Origin of the sequence: Shewanella sp. AS1 (genome assembly GCF_021412565.1) — a bacterium.
Lineage (GTDB): Bacteria > Pseudomonadota > Gammaproteobacteria > Enterobacterales > Shewanellaceae > Shewanella.
This window is the reverse complement of record NZ_JAKCLJ010000003.1, coordinates 50415-70111: the sequence shown is the minus strand read 5'-3', so window position 1 is coordinate 70111 and position 19697 is coordinate 50415. Positions and strand designations below refer to the sequence as shown.

Annotated in this window: 18 protein-coding genes and 5 tRNA genes; 1 reads left to right on the top strand and 22 read right to left on the bottom strand. The window is 48.7% G+C overall.

Annotated elements, in window-relative coordinates:
• Positions 1-19 precede the first annotated feature (19 nt).
• The 13 genes from nth to LZP69_RS06165 form a co-directional block, all read right to left on the bottom strand.
• Positions 20-655, bottom strand: coding sequence for an endonuclease III (gene nth / locus LZP69_RS06225; protein WP_234199334.1), 636 nt, complete (start codon positions 653-655; stop codon positions 20-22).
• Between the two features lie 70 nt (positions 656-725).
• Positions 726-1424 carry an electron transport complex subunit E gene (locus LZP69_RS06220; protein ID WP_234199333.1) on the bottom strand — a complete coding sequence of 233 codons (699 nt, stop codon included), beginning with the start codon at positions 1422-1424 and terminating at the stop codon, positions 726-728.
• Positions 1417-2055, bottom strand: coding sequence for an electron transport complex subunit RsxG (rsxG, locus tag LZP69_RS06215; protein ID WP_234199332.1), 639 nt, complete (start codon positions 2053-2055; stop codon positions 1417-1419). Before rsxG ends, LZP69_RS06220 begins: the two co-directional genes overlap by 8 nt.
• Before the next feature lie 18 nt (positions 2056-2073).
• A complete protein-coding gene (gene rsxD / locus LZP69_RS06210) occupies positions 2074-3126 on the bottom strand; it encodes an electron transport complex subunit RsxD (protein WP_234199331.1) in 1053 nt (350 codons plus the stop codon).
• On the bottom strand, positions 3126-5492 hold the full coding sequence (rsxC, locus tag LZP69_RS06205) for an electron transport complex subunit RsxC (protein WP_234199330.1): 2367 nt from the start codon (positions 5490-5492) through the stop codon (positions 3126-3128). The genes rsxD and rsxC overlap by 1 nt, the downstream gene beginning before the upstream one ends.
• On the bottom strand, positions 5486-6055 hold the full coding sequence (gene rsxB, locus LZP69_RS06200) for an electron transport complex subunit RsxB (RefSeq protein ID WP_234199329.1): 570 nt from the start codon (positions 6053-6055) through the stop codon (positions 5486-5488). Before rsxB ends, rsxC begins: the two co-directional genes overlap by 7 nt.
• A 2-nt stretch (positions 6056-6057) precedes the next feature.
• Positions 6058-6636, bottom strand: coding sequence for an electron transport complex subunit RsxA (rsxA, locus tag LZP69_RS06195; protein WP_234199328.1), 579 nt, complete (start codon positions 6634-6636; stop codon positions 6058-6060).
• 88 nt (positions 6637-6724) lie between these two features.
• Positions 6725-8647 carry an EAL domain-containing protein gene (locus LZP69_RS06190; RefSeq protein WP_234199327.1) on the bottom strand — a complete coding sequence of 641 codons (1923 nt, stop codon included), beginning with the start codon at positions 8645-8647 and terminating at the stop codon, positions 6725-6727.
• Between the two features lie 111 nt (positions 8648-8758).
• Positions 8759-8834 (bottom strand) — tRNA-Asn (locus LZP69_RS06185).
• Between the two features lie 32 nt (positions 8835-8866).
• A tRNA-Asn gene (locus LZP69_RS06180) sits at positions 8867-8942 on the bottom strand.
• A 35-nt stretch (positions 8943-8977) separates the two neighbouring features.
• Positions 8978-9053, bottom strand: a tRNA-Asn gene (locus LZP69_RS06175).
• 25 nt (positions 9054-9078) lie between these two features.
• Positions 9079-9154 (bottom strand) — tRNA-Asn (locus LZP69_RS06170).
• 93 nt (positions 9155-9247) lie between these two features.
• Positions 9248-9323 (bottom strand) — tRNA-Asn (locus LZP69_RS06165).
• Positions 9324-10062: 739 nt separating this feature from the next.
• Between LZP69_RS06165 and uvrB the strand changes: the two genes are divergently transcribed.
• On the top strand, positions 10063-12081 hold the full coding sequence (gene uvrB, locus LZP69_RS06160) for an excinuclease ABC subunit UvrB (RefSeq protein ID WP_234199326.1): 2019 nt from the start codon (positions 10063-10065) through the stop codon (positions 12079-12081).
• Positions 12082-12176: 95 nt separating this feature from the next.
• Here uvrB and LZP69_RS06155 read toward each other — a convergent pair whose 3' ends face one another.
• The 9 genes from LZP69_RS06155 to LZP69_RS06115 all read right to left on the bottom strand — a co-directional run bounded on the left by LZP69_RS06155 (position 12177) and on the right by LZP69_RS06115 (position 19673).
• Positions 12177-12404 carry a DUF2897 family protein gene (locus LZP69_RS06155; protein WP_234199325.1) on the bottom strand — a complete coding sequence of 76 codons (228 nt, stop codon included), beginning with the start codon at positions 12402-12404 and terminating at the stop codon, positions 12177-12179.
• A gap of 88 nt (positions 12405-12492) precedes the next feature.
• Entirely contained in the window at positions 12493-13230 is a 738-nt protein-coding gene (kdsB, locus tag LZP69_RS06150; RefSeq protein WP_234199324.1) for a 3-deoxy-manno-octulosonate cytidylyltransferase, read from the bottom strand.
• Positions 13231-13300: 70 nt separating this feature from the next.
• The gene (kdnB, locus tag LZP69_RS06145) at positions 13301-14371 is read right to left on the bottom strand and encodes a 3-deoxy-alpha-D-manno-octulosonate 8-oxidase KdnB (RefSeq protein ID WP_234199323.1); all 1071 of its coding nucleotides are present in this window, start codon (positions 14369-14371) and stop codon (positions 13301-13303) included.
• An 83-nt stretch (positions 14372-14454) separates the two neighbouring features.
• Entirely contained in the window at positions 14455-15639 is a 1185-nt protein-coding gene (gene kdnA, locus LZP69_RS06140; protein ID WP_234199322.1) for an 8-amino-3,8-dideoxy-alpha-D-manno-octulosonate transaminase KdnA, read from the bottom strand.
• Positions 15640-15948: 309 nt separating this feature from the next.
• A complete protein-coding gene (can, locus tag LZP69_RS06135; protein WP_234199321.1) occupies positions 15949-16560 on the bottom strand; it encodes a carbonate dehydratase in 612 nt (203 codons plus the stop codon).
• Between the two features lie 101 nt (positions 16561-16661).
• A complete protein-coding gene (locus LZP69_RS06130) occupies positions 16662-17495 on the bottom strand; it encodes an alpha/beta fold hydrolase (RefSeq protein WP_234199320.1) in 834 nt (277 codons plus the stop codon).
• A 17-nt stretch (positions 17496-17512) separates the two neighbouring features.
• Positions 17513-18208, bottom strand: coding sequence for a M15 family metallopeptidase (locus tag LZP69_RS06125; protein WP_234199319.1), 696 nt, complete (start codon positions 18206-18208; stop codon positions 17513-17515).
• Entirely contained in the window at positions 18202-19332 is a 1131-nt protein-coding gene (gene dapE / locus LZP69_RS06120) for a succinyl-diaminopimelate desuccinylase (RefSeq protein ID WP_234199318.1), read from the bottom strand. Before dapE ends, LZP69_RS06125 begins: the two co-directional genes overlap by 7 nt.
• A complete protein-coding gene (locus tag LZP69_RS06115) occupies positions 19329-19673 on the bottom strand; it encodes an ArsC family reductase (protein WP_234199317.1) in 345 nt (114 codons plus the stop codon). Before LZP69_RS06115 ends, dapE begins: the two co-directional genes overlap by 4 nt.
• Positions 19674-19697: the final 24 nt, after the last annotated feature.

Sequence of the window (19697 nt, the reverse complement as noted above, 5' to 3'; positions counted from 1 at the left end):
ATCAATAGGATAAGACTGTTTATTCTTCTGTCTTATCCTTAAATTCACACAGTTCTTCAATCAGGCAGCTGCCACAACGAGGTTTTCTCGCGATACAGGTGTAGCGGCCATGAAGAATAAACCAGTGGTGTACATCCACCTTAAATTCACTGGGCACGACCTTTAGCATCTTCTGCTCCACCTGATCCACATTTTTCCCTTCGGCGAATCTTGTGCGGTTTGCAACACGAAAAATATGGGTATCCACGGCGATAGTGGGCCAGCCAAAGGCGGTGTTGAGCACTACGTTGGCGGTTTTTCTGCCTACACCGGGAAGGGCTTCGAGTGCCTCGCGGTTTTCCGGCACTTCACCGTCATATTTTTCCAGTAAGATCTGACAGGCCTTGATAACATTTATCGCCTTATTGTTATATAAGCCGATAGTTTTTATATACTCTTTCAAGCCATCGACACCGAGATCGTAAATGGCCTGGGCGGTATTGGCGACGGGAAACAGCTTGTCGGTGGCCTTATTCACACTGACATCTGTGGCCTGAGCCGACAGGGTGACTGCCACTAACAGCTCAAAAGGAGAGGAAAAGTTGAGTTCAGTTTCTGGCTTAGGATTGTTTTCTCTTAAAATTTCAAGGATCTGACGGCGTTTATCCTTATTCATCTTATTTCCTTATCGATTCAACTGATCTAACTGAACTTATTTTTTCGTAGCTGAAGACTTAATTGCAGTCTTAACTGACTTTGGTGATCCTAACCCGGGTAACGCTCTGCTCGGGGGCAGGCTCAGGATTGAGCGCGGCAATTTTCTTATCAAGACTGTTCTTTGCTGCAATTAAAAAGCCCATGGCGATGAAGGCGCCCGGTGGCAGCATGGCCAGCAGGAAGTTGGTGTCTACCTGCCAGAGATGCAGGGTTAAGCCTTTGGCCCAATCACCCAGTAACTGCTCTGCGCCATCAAATAGCGTGCCCTGACTCAAGATTTCGCGGCAGGCGCCCAGCACCATTAATACTGCGGTAAATCCCAGACCCATCATTAAGCCATCGAAGGCGGAGCTGGCCACAGAGTTGCGAGACGCAAAAGCTTCGGCGCGACCTATGATGACGCAGTTGGTCACAATCAATGGCAGGAAGATCCCCAAAGAGAGATAGAGGCCATAGGCATAGGCGTTGACCAGCAGCTGCACACAGGTCACCAGCGCGGCGATGATCATCACAAACACTGGGATACGGATCTCTTTGGGCACAAAGTCTCTGACCAGGGAAACCAGAATATTGGAACAGACGAGCACAATCAGGGTGGCAAGTCCGAGACCGATGGCGTTTGTCAGGGTGCCAGTGACTGCTAGTAGCGGACATAGCCCGAGTAGCTGAACTAGGCCAGGGTTATTTTTCCATAATCCCTGCCAAGCGATTTCGCGATAATTACTCATAGGACACCTCGCAGTTAGCGGGTCGATTTAACAGCTCGGCCTGATTGGCCTTGAAATAGAGCAGGGTGCGTTTAACCGCGCCCACATAGGCCCTTGGGGTGATGGTCGCCCCAGTAAATTGATCGAACTGACCGCCATCTTTTTTGACCGCCCAGCGTTTGTCATTCTCATCATCTATCTGCTGCTGGGCAAAACTTTCAACCCAACCGGATTTTCTAAGATCGATTTTATCGCCAAGCCCAGGGGTTTCATTGTGGCCTAAGGTTCGCACGCCCAGCACTGTGCCATCCACTGTGATGGCGGTGATAAGCTTTATCTGACCGTTATAACCGTTGGGCGCAACAGATTCGATGGCAATCGCAACTGCTTCCCCTGTTTGGGTGGCGATATAGGCGGGCAGGGGTTCATCTATCCCCAGTGCTTCGCTGTTATGGATCAAAATACAATGCTCGATTAAGGCATTATCGTGCAGCTCATCTGGGATGATCTGATGCAGTATACGCATCAACTCCCTATTTTGCTGTTCCTTGATCTTATCGGCTGTGAACAGGTTCACCAAGGCGACCAGGGCGGTGCAGGCTAAGGCGAATAGGGCGAGTAGACTGCCGTTTTTAATGATAGATCGTTTCACTTTTTACTCCTGCCAACCCTAATGGCTCGTTCTATGGCCATAGGCGCGGGGTTTAACATAGTAATCGATAAAGGGGGCGCACAGGTTGGCTAATAGCACGGCGAAGGCAAAGGCATCGGGATAACCGCCAAAACTGCGAATAAGGTAAACCAGCAGGCCGATAAGGGCACCGAAGATGAGCCTGCCTTTATTGCTGGTTGCGGCTGTGACAGGGTCGGTGGCGATGAAAAATGCCGCCAACATGGTCGCGCCGGAAAACAGGTGCAGCAGTGGACCTGTATGGGTATCGGGACTGAGCAGATAACCCAGGCTGGCACAGATAAATAGGGTAGAAAGCAGGGCTACACTGATATGCCAGCGGATCAGTCTCATCTTAAGCAGCATAATACCGCCAAGAAGATAAGCGAGGTTAATCCACACCCAGCCTGCACCAAAACCACTGCTAAAGCTGGTCTTAGTCAAGATCTCATTTATGGTCAGCCCAGTGGATAAACCTGTGCGTATGGTATCGAGCGGCGTTGCCATGGTGACACCATCGATACCGGCGCGGTAAGCCAAAATGGCTTCGGGGGATGCGCCTTTAAAGATGATGGCAAGAGTGCTGAGAAGATCCACACTGTGCAGGGCATAGCCAGCAGGTGCAACCCAAGTGGTCATCTGCAGCGGAAAAGAGATCAGCAGCATCACATAGGCGGCCATAGCTGGGTTAAAGATATTATTGCCTAAACCGCCATAGAGTTGTTTTACCACTAACACAGCAAATAGCGCGCCGATAACTACAATCCACCAGGGCGCCAAAGCAGGGACAGACACCCCGAGCAGTAATCCGGTTAAGGCGGCGCTGTTATCACTTAATGTGGCGGCGATGGGGCGCTTTCGCAGTTTGAGAATGGCGGCTTCTATGACCACTGCGGTAGTGATAGCCAGCAAGATCTGGATCAGAGCACCTGTGCCAAAGAAATAGATCTGCGCCAGCACACCCGGCACGGCGCAGAGCATCACCTTCAACATGACACTCGAAGTGCGAGACTTGCTGCTTAAGTGGGGCGATGAGGCCAATTTAAATGCCATTAGTGATCCTTTTGCTCGGTTTGCTCGGCGGCCTTAGCCTGTTTCTTTGCCTTGGCTTTGGCCACTGCTGCGGCGATGCGCTGTTTCTTCAGTTCTTCAGCGGAAAGACTTTTAGTGTTATCTGGCGCTTGCACTGTTACTGGCGTATCAGATGCTGCTTCTACACTGCTTTCAGCTTCACCAGCCTTCTTTTTATCACCAGCCTGCTCGTTATCGCGAGTGGTGGCCGATAAGTCACCAGCATCTTGCTGCTTGGCGGCTTTCTTGGCCTTTGCCTTGGCGATAGCGGCGGCAATTTTGGCTTGCTTCTCTTGCGCCGCATTGAGTGAGGACTGATCTTGAGAAGCCATCCTCTGAGATTCGGCTTCCTTTTCTATCTTGTGCTCCTCTGTCGCATCAAGGGTTTTACCTTGCTGGGCGGCTTTCTTCGCCTTAGCGCGGGCGATGGCGGCAGCAATTTTATCCTGTTTGCTTTCGGTCCCTGGTGATGCTGCTATGTTTGCCGCTTCATCTTCGTCTGGCGTTTGGGCATTATTCTGTTTGGCAGCCTTCTTAGCCTTTGCTCTGGCAATCGCTGCTGCGACCTTATCGGCCTGAGTCAGTGGCTTGGCTTGTTCGGTCGGTTCTGCAGCTTGTGGTGCTGCTGGTGTTGTTTCTTGCGTTGCTTCTTGTGTCGAAGGCTCAGCTTGTTGAGCTGCCGCTTTCTTTGCCTTAGCGCGGGCTATGGCTGCGGCGACCTTATCTTGCTGATTAGCTACACCAGCCGGCGCTTTCACTGCTTGCTCAGTCGCATTATCAACAGGCGTTTCTGCCTGCAAGGCTTTTTTAGCTTTAATGCGAGCCATGGCGGCGGCAACTGCGTCTTTATCATTACCGGACATGGCGGCCTGACGCTTCTGGGCTGCCTGTTTTGCTTTCTCTTCCCGAGCGCGCTTCTCCTCTTCAAGACGCAAGGTTCGGGAGTCGAAGCGTTGCTTGGCCAGCTCCGCCTGTTTCTTCTCCAGCGCTTCTTCACGCAGTGCCGATTTGGCGATGCGATAATATTCGACCAGCGGAATGTCGCTCGGACAGACATAACTACAGCAGCCACATTCGATACAGTCACGCAGATTATAGCTGGCCGCCTTGTCATACTCTTCTGCCTTGGCATGCCAGAAGAGTTGCTGTGGCAGGAGCTGGGCGGGGCAGACCTGGGCACATTCGGCGCAGCGAATGCAGGGTTTCTCGACACTCTCAGGCGCCATCTCTTCGCTATTGGGCGCGAGGATACAGTTGGTGCCTTTAAGCAGAGGCGCCGCTCTGTCGGGTAACATGTAGCCCATCATAGGCCCGCCTATGATCACAGGCGATTTTTCATTACCACTAAAGCCTGCCTGTGCAAGCAGATGCTCGACTGGTGTGCCGATGGGCAGCCAGTAGTTTCCTGGCTTAGCGATATGATTGCCCGTTAGGGTGACGACTCGCTCAATCAGTGGGCGGTTGCAGTACACGGCTTGCTCTATGCTAAAGGCGGTAGCGACGTTCTGTACCAAGATACCTAAGTTTGCGGGAATCGCCCCTGAGGGCACTTCCTGTCCGGTCAAGATCTGGATAAGCTGCTTCTCTCCGCCAGAGGGATAGAGAGTCGGTATGCTGGTGACTCTTACTGTGTCAGCGGGCAGGGCACTGCGATTGAGGGCATGGCGCATCCGCTCTAAGGCCTGAGGCTTATTATCCTCAATGGCGATGATGATACGTTTAGGCGACAGCAGTTGCTGAATAATTTCGATGCCGCGGAAGATCTCGTCACTGTGCTCCTGCATCAGGCGATCGTCTGAGGTGATATAGGGTTCACACTCAACGCCGTTGATGACCAGCAGTTCTATTTCACTCACAGGATTGAGTTTTATATGGGTCGGGAAGGCTGCGCCGCCGAGCCCGGCAATGCCGGCGTCTTGGATTTTGTCCAATACTGTCTGCGTGGATAAAGCCTGGACCGCTTCTCGGCTTAAGGGCTCATGGAGCGTGTCTATCCAGCGCTCCTGATGATCATTTTCGATAACGCAGCTCAGTACCGGCAAACCAGAAGCGTGGTTACTGGCATGGGACTCGATGGCTATCACAGTACCCGATACGGGCGCATGCACAGGAAGGTGCCTGAAGTTATCCCCCTCTGTCAGTCTCTGTCCTTTATCGACCTTGCTGCCAACTTGTACGGCAAGGGTGCAGTTATCGCCTACATGGGGAACCGGCACTAGATAGCGGTCGGCGAGTGGCAAATGCTTGATTGCAGCATGCGCTGAGCTCGATTTACATTCAGCCGGATGGATGCCACCTGGAATAGGCCAAAGTGTTCCTTTATCAATACGTTCAAATAAAGTTAACACTTGGACTCCTCACTGATAGTGACAACAGGAATGGCGTTGAGCTTCCAGTTCCAGTTTTGTACTGTTTGTTCTACGGGAAGCATGTCGATACAGTCAACGGGGCATGGCTCGACACAGAGATCGCAGCCGGTACAGTAATCCGTTATCACAGTGTGCATCTGTTTGCCTGTGCCCAAGATGGCATCGACAGGACAGGCCTGGATACATTTAGTGCAGCCGATACATTCCGCCTCACGAATAAAAGCGACTTTCTTCACCTGACTCTGGGCCGTGGCAGTAAGGGGCTCTGGCTCGACCCCCATCAGCTCGGCCAGTTTCTCCATGGTAGCGGTGCCACCGGGAGGGCATTTATTGATCTTCTCACCACTCGCGATCGCCTCGGCATAGGGACGACAGCCGGGATAGCCGCATTGCCCACATTGAGTCTGGGGTAAAAGCGCTTCGGCCTGATCTATGATGGGATCGCCCTCGACCTTAAACTTTTCGGCGGCATAACCCAGTAAGGCGCCAAAGGTGAGAGCCAGGGCACCAAGCAGTGCAATTGCGATAAAGATTTCAAACATGGTTAATTAACCAAACCGGTAAAGCCCATAAAGGCAAGGGACATCAGGCCAGCGGTGATCATGGCGATAGCGCCTCCTTTAAAAGGAGCGGGCACATCGGCGGCGGCAAGGCGCTCGCGCATGGCAGAAAACAGGATAAGCACCAGAGAAAAGCCCACCGCGGCGCCAAAGCCATAAATGGCGGACTCGATAAAGTTGTGCTTCTCATTGACGTTAAGCAGGGCGACCCCAAGCACGGCACAGTTGGTGGTGATAAGCGGCAGGTAGATACCTAAGGCGCGATGTAATGATGCGCTGGTTTTCTGCACTAACATCTCAGTAAATTGTACTACGACGGCAATCACTAAAATGAAAGCCATGGTGCGTAAATAACTGAGGTCGAATGGTAAAAGCAAGTAGTTGTCGACGATATAACTTAAAATCGATGCAAGGGTCAACACGAAGGTTGTCGCCATTGACATGCCTATCGCCGATTCGAGTTTGCTCGATACACCCATGAAAGGGCACAAGCCAAGAAATTTGACTAATACAAAGTTGTTGACCAGAACTGTGCCGATCAAGAGTAGGAGATATTCACTCATCTCAAATGGTATCTGTATCTAATTTAACGGCTATTATCGGCGTTTGTGCAACGATAAACAACACATAGAATGCAAGGATTATTTCAATTTACATCTGTTTGACTGCAGATTGTTCATTGCCCATAACAATGGGTTTAGGTTTCCCTATATAGTAACCCTGTAATCCATCCACCAAAAGTTGCTCGAGGGCAAGCTTTTCTGTCTGTTGCTCGACACAGGTGGCAATGACTTTAACCGACTGTTTTCGAGCAACATCCACTACCATTTTAACAAAAAATAGGTTGTTATCATTAATATCTATGTGCTGGGTGTAACTGCCATCGAGCTTGATAAAGTCTGGACGCACCTCTTTAAAGAATTTAAATGAGGTAAAGCCTAAGCCAAAACGCTCCACACAGACGCGTGCGCCTACGCTGTGCATCTCACGCACAAATTGATGAGCCTGTTGAATATTGGCTTGCATACCGGCCTCGTTGACCTCAAGCACTACCTTGGATGCGATATTTCTATGTTTTAGGAAAAGGGCTTTTATCCAGGCAACAAAATGGGCCTGGGTCATCGAATGGGAGCTGATATTGATGCCAAATGATCCTTCCAATCCTGGATTATCGAGCAATAATTTAAAACAGCGAAGAATAATAACTTTATCTAATTCGAGACTCAGGCTGTGGCGTTCGGCCATAGCTATGACGGTTGCCGTGGGTAAAAATTTGCCATCATTGCTATAAAAACAGGCAAAGAGTTCACGGTAGACTTTTTCGGCGCCGCGGCAGGGATGTATATCTTGCATCTGGAAGTTCACCGCTCGTCGATTGATGATATCTTCGATGGCTCGTCGCCAATGATCATCGCCGAAGCTTTGCTCCACGCCGAGCTGCTCTTGAATATGATAGCTGTTTGGCCCCTTGGTCTGGGCTATGCTGACTGCCGAATCGGCCTGATAGAGTAGGGAGAGCGGCTCATCTTCCTGTTGATAGGGCACCAAACCTATGTGAGCAACGGATCCCACATCCAAGGTTTTTTGAAACTCATCGAACTGTGTCTTGAGTGCCTTTAGCTCAGGCTGGGCATCTTTAAGGAGCAGGTTGGGGATGAATATGGCAAAATCGACGCTTGAGATCCGAAAACATTCAATCTGCTTAAGATCGCCTAATGCTTCTCTTATACACTTGGCGATTCCCGCAAGGTAGTTATCACCGGCGAGTCGGCCCTGGGATTGATTGATATGGGCAAGCTCAGTGGCTTTGATGCTGGCTAATACACCAAAATTACTTTTACCCGGTTTGGCCAGTTGGTCTAGCTTCTCGGTAAATTTAGCCCTGGTGCTGAAAAGGGTAATGGGATCCTGAAAGGCTTCTTTATTGAGCTTTTCATTATGCAGCTGCATCTGGTTGAACTTATCGTGTAACCGACTACGGCACTTTTCTAGTGCGATACCCAATGGTTTAAGTTCGCCAGTAAACTTGGAGCGGCTGAGTGCTTCAAAATTCAGTTCAGACAGATTCGCAAGATAATGGCTGGCATAGCCGAGCGCTCGCTTTAAACGCAGTACCAGTAAGCTAAAGAGAATGGCAATAAGCAGATAGATAGACCAGATATTAACAAGATAGTCGACAAAATCCCTGGCTGTCTGCTGCGCGATGGCGGAGTCATCCAGCTTTATCTGTAAGCGCCCCTCATTTAAGGAGCGGATATCTTCAAGGTTTTGTACAAACAGTGCCGTGATGGGATCATCGATCTCAGGCTTTAATTGTCCATGGGTATAGTTATGGCTGCCATCCTGGCTATGAACATATTGGAAAAAATAAAATGGGTAGAGGCTGGTTAACTCGGTAAAGAGTGCCTGACCATCTGTCGGTAGCGATTCGCTCCAGATTGGGTTTTGCTTGTATTCTGCTAAATAGTCACTGGATTGTTTGATGGCGCTCACTTGCTCTTGATTGAAATTAATCAATGAGAGGCTGATAAAAATGATCAGTAAAATAAGATGGAATGTTTTCGCAATGCCCATAAGAAGAGGCTCCCCAAGCGCCCAGCTAATTTTAGAATTATTGTTTGCTGGCTAGTCTAACGGATTATCAACTAAAGCGAAATTATATTTGTAACAGAAATGTATAGGAGATGGCTCCCCAGACTGGACTTGAACCAGTGACATACGGATTAACAGTCCGCCGTTCTACCGACTGAACTACTGGGGAATAATAAACTTGGGTATTGTGATGCAGGTAAGTGGCTCCCCAGACTGGACTTGAACCAGTGACATACGGATTAACAGTCCGCCGTTCTACCGACTGAACTACTGGGGAAACGATACTTATCCTATTGCAGTTATAAGTATAAGTGGCTCCCCAGACTGGACTTGAACCAGTGACATACGGATTAACAGTCCGCCGTTCTACCGACTGAACTACTGGGGAATAAACTTATAACTTCGAACAAAATTGGCTCCCCAGACTGGACTTGAACCAGTGACATACGGATTAACAGTCCGCCGTTCTACCGACTGAACTACTGGGGAATCGATTTTATTCTTGCCGTCCATACACTTCGTTATGAACGGCTATCTTCACAACCTGTTGTTTGCACTCTTACAGAGAATATCAGTAAAAATTGGCTCCCCAGACTGGACTTGAACCAGTGACATACGGATTAACAGTCCGCCGTTCTACCGACTGAACTACTGGGGAATCGTACACAACTCATCGTTGAAGACGGAGCGCATATTAAAGTGCTCTTACACATGAGTCAACTCAGGCGTGTAAAAAAAATCTAATTATGATGTTAAGTGCACATCTAATGTTCACGCTGCACACTTATTGTACGTTTCAGTTGTTAAGAGCTGTTTTGTCAAATATTAATCGTTAAAAAGGTGCCTGTGTTTTTTATGGCAAGAGACAGAATAGGGCCGTGATTATTTCAAATGTAGTAAAATTACATAAGCAAGTTTCAAGGGGCTTTTGACAGGGACTTGGCCTAAAGCCGCGAATTCTCTGAGGTTGGATGAGTTATCCACTAAATCTGTGGATAAACCTGTGGGTTATAAGCAAAATGATTAGCCAAAGCCTGATGTATCGGGCGTTGGACTTAAATTGAGTTGAATTTAGCGCTGCTTTTTTAAGGCAGCAAAATCAATAAGTTAAAAATTTCAACTCTATTTTTTGTGCTTAATAGATTTCGTTACAAATATGTAATGAAATTCACTGCTGTCCTTGTGCATTAAAGTGCCCAATTGTACGGGTTTTAAGCGGTGTTGCCATCAATATTGCCTGATTCTGGGGCGTACTAAAGTTTCATTGCACTCCGATGAAAATTTTATGAATTATTTAATTTAGCTAGGCTTATGTTCGAGACTCGATCCCTCGTTGCGATTGGATTCAGCATAAAGGTAGATTATGATTAACGGCTTGCTTAAATGAGGAGCTGCAATTGAGTGAATCTCTGTTTAAATTAGTGTCACAGTACCAAGCTGCAGGCGATCAGCCCACTGCGATCGCCAAGTTAGTCGATGGGATCGATGCTGGGCTTGCCTGTCAGACCCTGCTTGGGGTGACAGGATCTGGCAAGACCTTTACTGTGGCCAACCTGATCGCTCAGCTCGGGCGGCCCACTATCATTATGGCGCCCAACAAAACCTTAGCTGCTCAGCTTTATGGCGAGATGAAGGAGTTCTTTCCCCATAATGCGGTTGAATATTTTGTCTCCTATTACGACTATTATCAGCCCGAAGCCTATGTGCCTTCGACCAATACCTTTATTGAGAAAGACGCTTCGGTTAACGCCCATATCGAGCAGATGCGTCTTTCGGCCACTAAGGCGCTATTAGAGCGTAAAGATGTGGTGCTTATCGCCTCAGTTTCGGCCATCTATGGTTTGGGCGATCCTGACTCCTATATGAAGATGTTACTGCATCTCAGGCAGGGAGATTTTATGGGGCAGCGGGAAATTTTGCAGCGCCTGAGCGAGCTGCAATACACACGTAATGACATAGAGCTGCAGCGCGGCACTTTCAGGGTGCGTGGTGAGGTGATCGATATCTTCCCCGCCGATTCAGATAAAGAGGCGATTCGGGTCGAGTTGTTTGATGATGAGATAGACAGACTGAGCCTGTTTGATCCCTTAAGCGGCCATATATTGCAGCGTATTGCACGAACCACGGTTTACCCTAAGACCCACTATGTGACGCCCAGAGAGAAGATCCTCGCGGCCACCGAAGAGATTAAGGCCGAACTGCGCGAGCGTAAACAGTATCTGCTGGATAACAACAAGCTAATTGAAGCTCAGCGGATCGGCGAGCGGGTGCAGTACGATATCGAGATGATGACAGAGCTGGGTTACTGCTCTGGCATCGAAAACTACTCTCGCTACCTGTCTGGTCGCCGCCCTGGCGAAGGGCCGCCGACTTTGCTTGATTACCTGCCGGCCGACGGACTGCTGATCATAGATGAATCCCATGTGACTGTGCCGCAAATCGGCGCCATGTACAAAGGTGACCGCTCCCGTAAAACTAACCTGGTTGAATACGGCTTTCGTTTGCCCTCGGCGCTGGACAACCGGCCACTGAAATTTGAAGAGTTTGAGTCATTAATGCCTCAGACAGTATTCGTCTCGGCGACGCCAGCGCAATATGAACTCGACAAGAGTGATGGCGAGGTGGCAGAGCAGGTGGTGCGGCCGACAGGCTTGCTGGATCCAGAAATTGAAGTGCGTCCCGTTGCGATACAGGTGGATGACTTGCTCTCAGAAGTGGGCAAACGGGTTGCGGTCAATGAGCGGGTGTTAGTGACTACGCTCACCAAGAGGATGGCGGAAGACCTCACCGAATATCTCGATGAACATGGCGTAAAAGTGCGTTACCTGCATTCGGATATCGATACGGTCGAGCGGGTTGAGATCATCCGCGATCTTCGTTTAGGTGTGTTCGATGTGCTGATTGGGATCAACTTGCTGCGAGAGGGGCTTGATATGCCGGAAGTCTCCTTGGTCTGTATTCTCGATGCCGATAAAGAGGGCTTCTTGCGATCCGAACGATCGCTCATTCAGACCATAGGCCGGGCGGCGCGAAACATAAACGGTAAGGTGATCTTATACGGTGACAAGATCACGCCATCTATGGCAAAGGCGATAGGGGAGACAGAGAGGCGCAGGGCGAAGCAGCATCAGTTCAATCTGGACAACAAGATCACGCCCAAGGGCTTATCGAAGAAGATAACGGATGTGATGGATGTGGGTGAGCAAAACAAGCATACCGCCAAAGTGCTGCCTAAATATCAACAGGTTGCCGAAGCCAAGTCTGATTACAAGGCCCGTGATGCGGCCAGCTTAAGCCATGAAATCGATGAGCTGGAAAAACGTATGCATCAGCATGCGCGGGATCTTGAATTTGAACAGGCGGCCGCGCTGCGTGATAGGGTGGCTCAGCTAAGAGATGCCTTAATCAAGGCCTGATGGACTAAGCTGCTAAGTTAGACTTGCTCAGATTAAAAATACACAGCAGATAAAACTGTAAGGCAACAACCACTAGAGTTAGTTATTCTCAAGCGTTAGCTATTATCTTGCTTAGTTTCTGCAGTTTTATCTTCCTGCTGCGCAGCACTGGCTTTAGAAGCTTGCTCATTAGCCGCTTTTTGACTGCCTTGAGCTTGCTTGGGTTTACCGTCCTTGCCAAATTGGGGGAGCTTAAATTTGGCACTGTATTTCAGTACCGCGATATTACTGGCAATTACCCCAATCACAAGAATAATGATTAACCAAACTTCTAGATTCGACATAGACTTCCTTAGTGTTCTGCTTCTCAACTTGTGGTTTTAGCCAGTCACTGCACTAAAACCACATACCTCAACTATCAATAATTGATGATCACTCTACTGCAAGAAGCTGTTCACAGATGCGGATATCTTCTGGGGTATCCACTTCCGGTGAGTTAAAGGTAGTGATAGCGACTTTAATCTTATGACCATGTTCCAAAGCTCGTAACTGTTCTAGCTTTTCTAGCTCTTCTAAACGACCCAAAGGTAACTTGGCAAATGTCGAGATAAAGGCGCGGGTATAGGCATAAATCCCAATATGTTTATAAACTGGGTACTCAGCCGTATCACGGCCGAAGGGGATACGTGCACGGGAGAAATAGAGGGCGTTATGATTGTTGTCAAACACCACCTTAACGTGATTAGGATCATCAAGCTCATTCATTTTAGTGATCTGATAACCTAAGGTTGCCATACTGAATTCACCAGGATGAAGCTCGAATAGCTTAATAAGTTGTTCAATCGAGATAGGATCGATCAAGGGTTGATCGCCCTGGACATTGATCACTAAGTCATCATCCTTGAGGCCTAACTGAGTGATGGCATCATTAATACGATCCGTTCCTGACGCTGCATTTTCATCCGTCATCACGACCTTGCCACCAAAGCCTTCGACAGTGTTTTTAATCCGCTCGTCATCGGTGGCGACATAGATAGCCGTTAATCCCTTTGCCAGAGCGGCACGCTCATAGACATGTTGGATCATGGGTTTACCGTTAATCGGGGCTAAGGGCTTACCGGGAAAGCGGCTAGAGCCATAGCGGGCAGGGATTAACAGAGTGACATTCATAGTGATACCTATTTGGTTACTAATATATTAATTAGGAACAGGATCCTATTGACCCCATTCTTACGAGTCTTTAAATGCGGCGGAATAGGCCTGTGAGCATTTCGTCGGTGACTTTGTCCTGCCAGTTGTTGCCGTATACGTTTTCCCATAATGGGCCCATGCTTTTGGTCACTGCAACCATTTGGGCTATGGTGTCATCGGGCAGATCTTTACAGATATTCTTGGGTAAGCTGATATTGTGCTTCTCCATCATGGCGCGGAATTCGGCTACGTTTTCAGGGTAAAAATCCTCAAGCACATCAAAGGCTAAACAGTTGCCCAAACCGTGGTGATAACCCAACACATAGCTTAGACCATAAGAAACAGCATGGCAGGCACCCACCTGGCTGTAGGCGATACTCATACCGCCCATATAGGAAGCCATCATCAGCTTGTCATCTTTCTCCGGATGGTCGTCGATAAAGACCTCCCGGCAAAGATCCATCGACTTCTCGGCGAAGGCTTTGGCAAACTCGTTGAGATAAGTGCCTTGGAGGGATTCGACACAGTGAATATAACAATCCATGCCAGTATAGAACCACTGCTCGGTTGGCACGCCGGCGATCAGTTCAGAATCCATGATGATTTGATCGAATACTGTGTAGTCAGAATTTAGCCCTAGCTTTCTTACCGGACCGGAAAGAACCGCAGTACGTGAGGCCTCGGCGCCCGTACCTGAGATAGTCGGGATCCCGACGTGGTGAATCGCGGGGTTTTTTATCAGATCCCAGCCCTGGTACATGGCTGAGCCACCTGGATTGGTAAGCATCAAAGAGACGGCTTTTGCCAAATCCATGGTTGAACCGCCGCCCAGCCCGACAACACTGACGGGATTATTACTGGTAAATTGTTGTACTTTTGCTGTTAAGTCATCAACTTGTTTTGTTGTTGGCTCATCGTCTACGTTCACATAGATAACCAGATCCTGAGCCTTAGCCGGTACGCGGGCAGTAATGGCGTTATTTTGATGAATATCATCGATCAGAAAGACGACAAAATCCTTGTCGGCTTTACGCTCTGCTGCAAGCACTTTATCCAGCTGGGCAAATGAACCTCGACCGAAGATCATTTTGGGCACGCATTTGAAATTTTTAAAACTCATTACAATAGTTTCCATTGAGATTATTACTGTAAAAAGTGCTATCGCTTGTTTGCAGGTGCGATAGTAGCGTCTTTTCCATTCTCTTAAGCAAATGCGCGTTTGATATTTTCAATGCGCTGGCAAATTTGCTCTTCCGTCCATGAGAGCTTGATCAACATAGAGATGGTCCGGCTCATAATCGCATCTGATTTTGGCAGAGAAACCTGGGTATAGTCAGGCTTGTCTTGAATCAAATTGATTGGCAGTGGTGCGGAGGATTTGAGTTCTTGAATATGCTGCCAGTTCTTCAGGTAGTGCCAGTTATTAACATACCAGTAGAAACAGCCATCGACACCGTTTTCGGCCAGTTTTTTATTGATCACCTGAGCGCGTTCTTCGGTTGGCAGCATAAAGCTCAAGAAACCGGCTGAATCGCCATCGGGATCAGGGATCTCGCGAAAACTCACTTCTGGAAGCGTCGCCATAGCTTCTTTTATGAAAGCCTTATTTTTACGCTGAATATCGATAATGGTATCTAGCTTACGTAACTGCGCTAGCCCAAGGGCCGAGTTCATTTCGGAAATACGGAAATTTAGCCCCATAATGGGATGACCCTCGGCGCCGCGATCGCTGCCAACATGGTCGTGGCCATGATCGGAAAACATGTGGGCGTGATTGTAGATAGCCTCGTTGTTAGTGATGACAGCGCCACCTTCACCACAGGTGATGGTTTTTACCGAGTCGAATGAGTAGCAACCCACATGGCCGATAGTGCCTAATGCCTGACCTTTGTAGCTACCACCTATGGCCTGACAGGCATCTTCCAGTAGCACCAGATTATGTTTGTCACAGATGGCTTTGATTTCATCCATCTTGGCCATAGAACCACACATGTGAACCAAATTAACTGCTTTGGTACGGGGGGTGATGGCCGCTTCTATTCCTTCAGGAGAGAGGCATAATGTCTCATCAATCTCAGCAAATACTGGCACTGCACCGGCCATGATAACCGCTTCGACTGAAGCCACGAAGGTAAAAGGAGGTACTATGACTTCATCGCCGGCACCAATACCTGCGGCGGCAAGGGCGGTTTGCAGTGCAGCTGTACCACTGGATAACAGATGGGCATGCTTAACATTCATCTTTTCACAAAGCAGGGCTTCCATCTCACGGGTCTTCCAGCGATCGTTACGCATGTGATCGAAGTTATAACGGAAGGTGAACCCGTTTTCCATAACGTCGGCAACTTCTTGCTTCTCTTCTGGGCCAAATAACTCAAAACCTGGCATTACAATTCCTTAGTATTCGAAGGGCGCGGTGCGCGAAAAAATTAGATGAATTATAACTGGGATAAGGGGAGAACTGCGATGTTTATTAAGGATTATTTTACGATAAAAGGCGTTTTATTTTCAGTATGCAGTGAGGTATGACTGTATGTTAGCCACTCTTTGTTCATCTCTCTTTTTTTAGTGACTCTTTGTTAATCACTCTTTATTAGTGACAGCGATATAAAAAAGCGCAGGTCAAAAAGTGGGCTGCGCTTTTAAAGGTTCAGTCGATGCTGTATTTGCAATCTGGAGACTTGGAAAGGGCTTATGTTAGCGCTGCTTTAGTGTCTCATTGTCCACTGTGACATCCAGATCCGACAGCAAGCCATTTTCGACACTGTAGATCCAACCGTGAACCGCAACGTTATGACCACTTTCCCAGGCATCTTGCACTATGCTGGTATTGATCACGTTACCTACCTGTTCGATGACGTTCAATTCACATAGACGGTCGAAACGGGCTTTTTCATCCAGTTGGTTCAATTCATCCTGGTGTAAGCGGCGAATATCGCGAATGTGACCAAGCCAGTTATCGATAAGGCCCAGACGATCATTGCCCATTGACGCCTTAACGCCGCCACAGCCGTAATGGCCCACAACCATGATGTGTTTCACTTTGAGTACTTCGACCGCATATTGCAGCACAGACAGACAGTTTAGATCTGTGTGGATCACCATATTGGCAATATTGCGATGAACGAAGACTTCACCTGGCATTAGGTCGATGATCTGGTTTGAGGGCACTCGGCTGTCAGAACAACCTATCCAGAGGTATTCGGGGTTTTGCTGTTTTGCCAGCTGTTGAAAAAAGTTTGGGTTCTCTTCGAGAATCCGGCCCGCCCAGCGGCGGTTATTATCAAATAAGGGTTTCAGTAGTTTCATTTTTATAAAATCATGTCTATTAAGAAGATTTTTACTGTCAGGCATTCTATCACCGAAAATATCACTTGGTGGTCTATTCAGTGAAGTTTAGTATTCGATTTTTATTTAAGGGCATGACTAAAAAATATAAGTAACCGCTGCGCGACTTCCTCTGTCAGCTCAAGGTTGGCGATATGACCGGCATCCTGAAGATGGATATATTGACTGCCGCTGATGGCATCGTGCATAAGGTAACCTTCTATGATGGGACAAATTTTATCTTCAGTGCCTGTCATGATTAGGGTGGGTAAGGTGAGCTGCTCCACTTGCTCCATCATATCCCGGCGATGAATGATCATGTGCCCAATACGGATCAGGGTTTCCAGCTGTTGCTCTGAGAGACTGGCAAACGATGCTTTAAAATTATCGATAAGCTCAGGTTGTTGCTTGTGTGTTTTTGGGGCAAAAATCAGCGAGGCCAGAGTGTCGATCACCTCATTAGATACTGCTTTTTCCAGATGAACGCCGTCCAGCAGTTTCTGATATTTTGCCCGAGTGACTTCAGGTTCGAAGCCAATAAAACTTCCTAGCATGACCAAAGCTTGCACCCGCTGCGGTGCCATTAAGGTCAGCTCTGTGCCCCACATGCCGCCTATGCCTTGGCCTATGATGGAAAACTGATGGATCTCAAGGCTGTCCATAAGTTGTAAGTAATGCTCGGCCAGGTGCTTGAGTGCATAGCATGAACCAGGCAGATTGGCTGATCTGCCATGTCCCCAAAGATCGGGCACGATGCAGCGGTAATGTTGGCTGAGAGACTGCAGTTGAGCCGCCCAGAGGTTGCTGTCAAACAGGTAGTTGTGACCGAGCAGCAGGACAGGGCCTTGGCCGATATCCAGGTAATTTAATGCTTGGTTATCGATAAAATAGGTATGACGGTGTTGCGCTAGATTCATGGTAAAGCCGATAAAAGTTAAATGGCTGGCCAGGGGGCGATGCGATAGGCAAATGCCTTGACCAGAGAGGGCAGCCGGTTAAGCACGGCAGTTTTCAGTGCCATCTGTTGCCCGGTTAAGATCTGCCTTAGCGTTTCCAGTTCGAAAGCATCAAGGTAATCTTTTGCTTTAGGGTAATAGCTAAGGTGCCAAGGTTCAGGGCTGACGGCGCTCAAACCCGCCTGATAGGGGAAATAGAAGCCAAACTCCTTGCCATGGTGTTGTAGCCAAAGGTACATGGCATGGCAGGGGCCGCCAGGGGCATATTCCTGTGCCACCAAACGCAGCTGAGATTGATTAATTTGATTGGCATCGAACAGATCTATGTCGGTTCCCCAGTGATGTCGGGAGATCCCCGGAAGCGCAGACCAGAGTAAGATAGTATCGATCAGCTCATCCTGACTTAAACCATGGTGATTTATGGACTGGGAATTTTTATCCAGCAAGGTGCGCTGCCCTTCTGCCTTGGCATTCCAGATTGCAAGCTGTTTTGCAAAGCTGCGATATGCCGAGCAGATTTGAATCGAGATCCCATCCTGCTCAGCCTTGTGCTGCATCTTTTTGAGTTGCCCAGCGGTTTCGGGCTCTAACAGATGACCCTGATACTCCACTAAAGGCGGCGTTTCAAGCCCATAGACTTGAGACACTAATGCGGCAGGCTGATTGATTAACACAGCAGGTTTTCCAAAATGCGTTCATAGATCAGGGCTAACTGCTCAAGATCTTCGACACTGACACACTCATTCACCTTATGAATGGTCGCGTTAACTGGCCCCAGTTCAATTACCTGGGCACCAGTCGGCGCGATAAATCGACCATCGGATGTGCCGCCTGAGGTCTGGGGATCGGTATCCTGTCCCGTTATCGCTTTCACAGCCTCTTTCGTGGCATCGAGCAGAGCGCCTTCGCCAGTCAGAAATGGTAAGCCGTTAAAGACCCAGTCGATATCATAGTCCAGCCCGTGAGCATCTAGAATATTTAATACCCGCTGGATCAACAGTTCTGCGGTGACTTCGGTGGAATAACGGAAGTTAAACATCACCTCAAGGATGCCAGGGATAACATTCGATGCGCCTGTGCCGCCATTGATGTTGGCGATTTGGAAACTGGTGGGTGGGAAAAACTCATTGCCTTTATCCCACACCATGCGTGCCAGCTCATCCAATGCAGGCGCCGCCTTGTGAATTGGATTATCCGCCAGGTGCGGATAGGCGACATGGCCCTGGATCCCTTTGACTATGAGGTTGCCCGTCAGGCTGCCGCGGCGGCCATTTTTAACAACATCCCCAAGCTTGTGGGTCGATGACGGCTCACCGACCAAAGACCAAGTGATCTTTTCGTTACGGGCCTCTAGGGTGTCGATAACCCGGGTCGTGCCATTGATAAAGGGGCCTTCCTCATCACTGGTGATCAGAAAGGCGATAGAGCCTTGATGATCAGGATGCTTATCGATAAATCGCTCAGTCGCCACCACCATGGCGGCCAATGAGCCTTTCATATCGGCGGCGCCGCGGCCGTGCAGATAACCATCTATTACCACAGGGTCGAAAGGTGCTGTATGCCAGCGATTGAGATCGCCTACAGGTACCACATCCGTATGGCCGGCAAAGCAGAACAGGGGACCTTCAGTGCCGCGTCTGGCCCACATATTGGTGGTATCTTCAAACACCATAGACTCGATAGCAAAGCCTTTGGCGGCTAAGCGCTCGGCCATCAGCGGTTGGCAGCCTTCATCCAAGGGAGTCACAGAGGGACGGGCGATGAGATCTTGCGCCAGTAACAACACATCCTGGGTCATGATGTAAACAGCTCCTGATATTTGCCTGCGTTAAAGCCAACTAACACCTGATCGCCATGTACTAAAATCGGGCGCTTTATCAGGGTGGGATAGGAGCACATAAGCTCAATCGCTTTATCTTGATTCAGATCGGCTTTTTCATCCTCGCTAAGGTTGCGAAAACTTGTGCTGCGCTTGTTAAACAGGGCTTCCCAGCCGAGTGTTTCGGCCCAGGACTCAAGAGATGCGCGGTCTAGTCCATCTTCGCGAAAGTCATGAAATGTGATTGACTGCTGGTTAGTCTCCAGCCACTTGCGCGCTTTTTTTACCGTGTCGCAATTTTTAATACCATAGAGGGTCAAAATGGTTTCCTTCTCATGAGAGTC

What these genes read in the sequence shown, in the direction of transcription:
- nth (WP_234199334.1), bottom strand. Translation starts at nt 655, where the DNA reads ATGAATAAGGATAAACGCCGTCAGATCCTTGAAATTTTAAGAGAAAAC.
- LZP69_RS06220 (WP_234199333.1), bottom strand. Translation starts at nt 1,424, where the DNA reads ATGAGTAATTATCGCGAAATCGCTTGGCAGGGATTATGGAAAAATAAC.
- rsxD (WP_234199331.1), bottom strand. Translation starts at nt 3,126, where the DNA reads ATGGCATTTAAATTGGCCTCATCGCCCCACTTAAGCAGCAAGTCTCGC.
- rsxB (WP_234199329.1), bottom strand. Translation starts at nt 6,055, where the DNA reads ATGTTTGAAATCTTTATCGCAATTGCACTGCTTGGTGCCCTGGCTCTC.
- rsxA (WP_234199328.1), bottom strand. Translation starts at nt 6,636, where the DNA reads ATGAGTGAATATCTCCTACTCTTGATCGGCACAGTTCTGGTCAACAAC.
- LZP69_RS06190 (WP_234199327.1), bottom strand. Translation starts at nt 8,647, where the DNA reads ATGGGCATTGCGAAAACATTCCATCTTATTTTACTGATCATTTTTATC.
- LZP69_RS06155 (WP_234199325.1), bottom strand. Translation starts at nt 12,404, where the DNA reads ATGTCGAATCTAGAAGTTTGGTTAATCATTATTCTTGTGATTGGGGTA.
- kdsB (WP_234199324.1), bottom strand. Translation starts at nt 13,230, where the DNA reads ATGAATGTCACTCTGTTAATCCCTGCCCGCTATGGCTCTAGCCGCTTT.
- kdnB (WP_234199323.1), bottom strand. Translation starts at nt 14,371, where the DNA reads ATGAGTTTTAAAAATTTCAAATGCGTGCCCAAAATGATCTTCGGTCGA.
- kdnA (WP_234199322.1), bottom strand. Translation starts at nt 15,639, where the DNA reads ATGCCAGGTTTTGAGTTATTTGGCCCAGAAGAGAAGCAAGAAGTTGCC.
- can (WP_234199321.1), bottom strand. Translation starts at nt 16,560, where the DNA reads ATGAAACTACTGAAACCCTTATTTGATAATAACCGCCGCTGGGCGGGC.
- LZP69_RS06130 (WP_234199320.1), bottom strand. Translation starts at nt 17,495, where the DNA reads ATGAATCTAGCGCAACACCGTCATACCTATTTTATCGATAACCAAGCA.
- dapE (WP_234199318.1), bottom strand. Translation starts at nt 19,332, where the DNA reads ATGACCCAGGATGTGTTGTTACTGGCGCAAGATCTCATCGCCCGTCCC.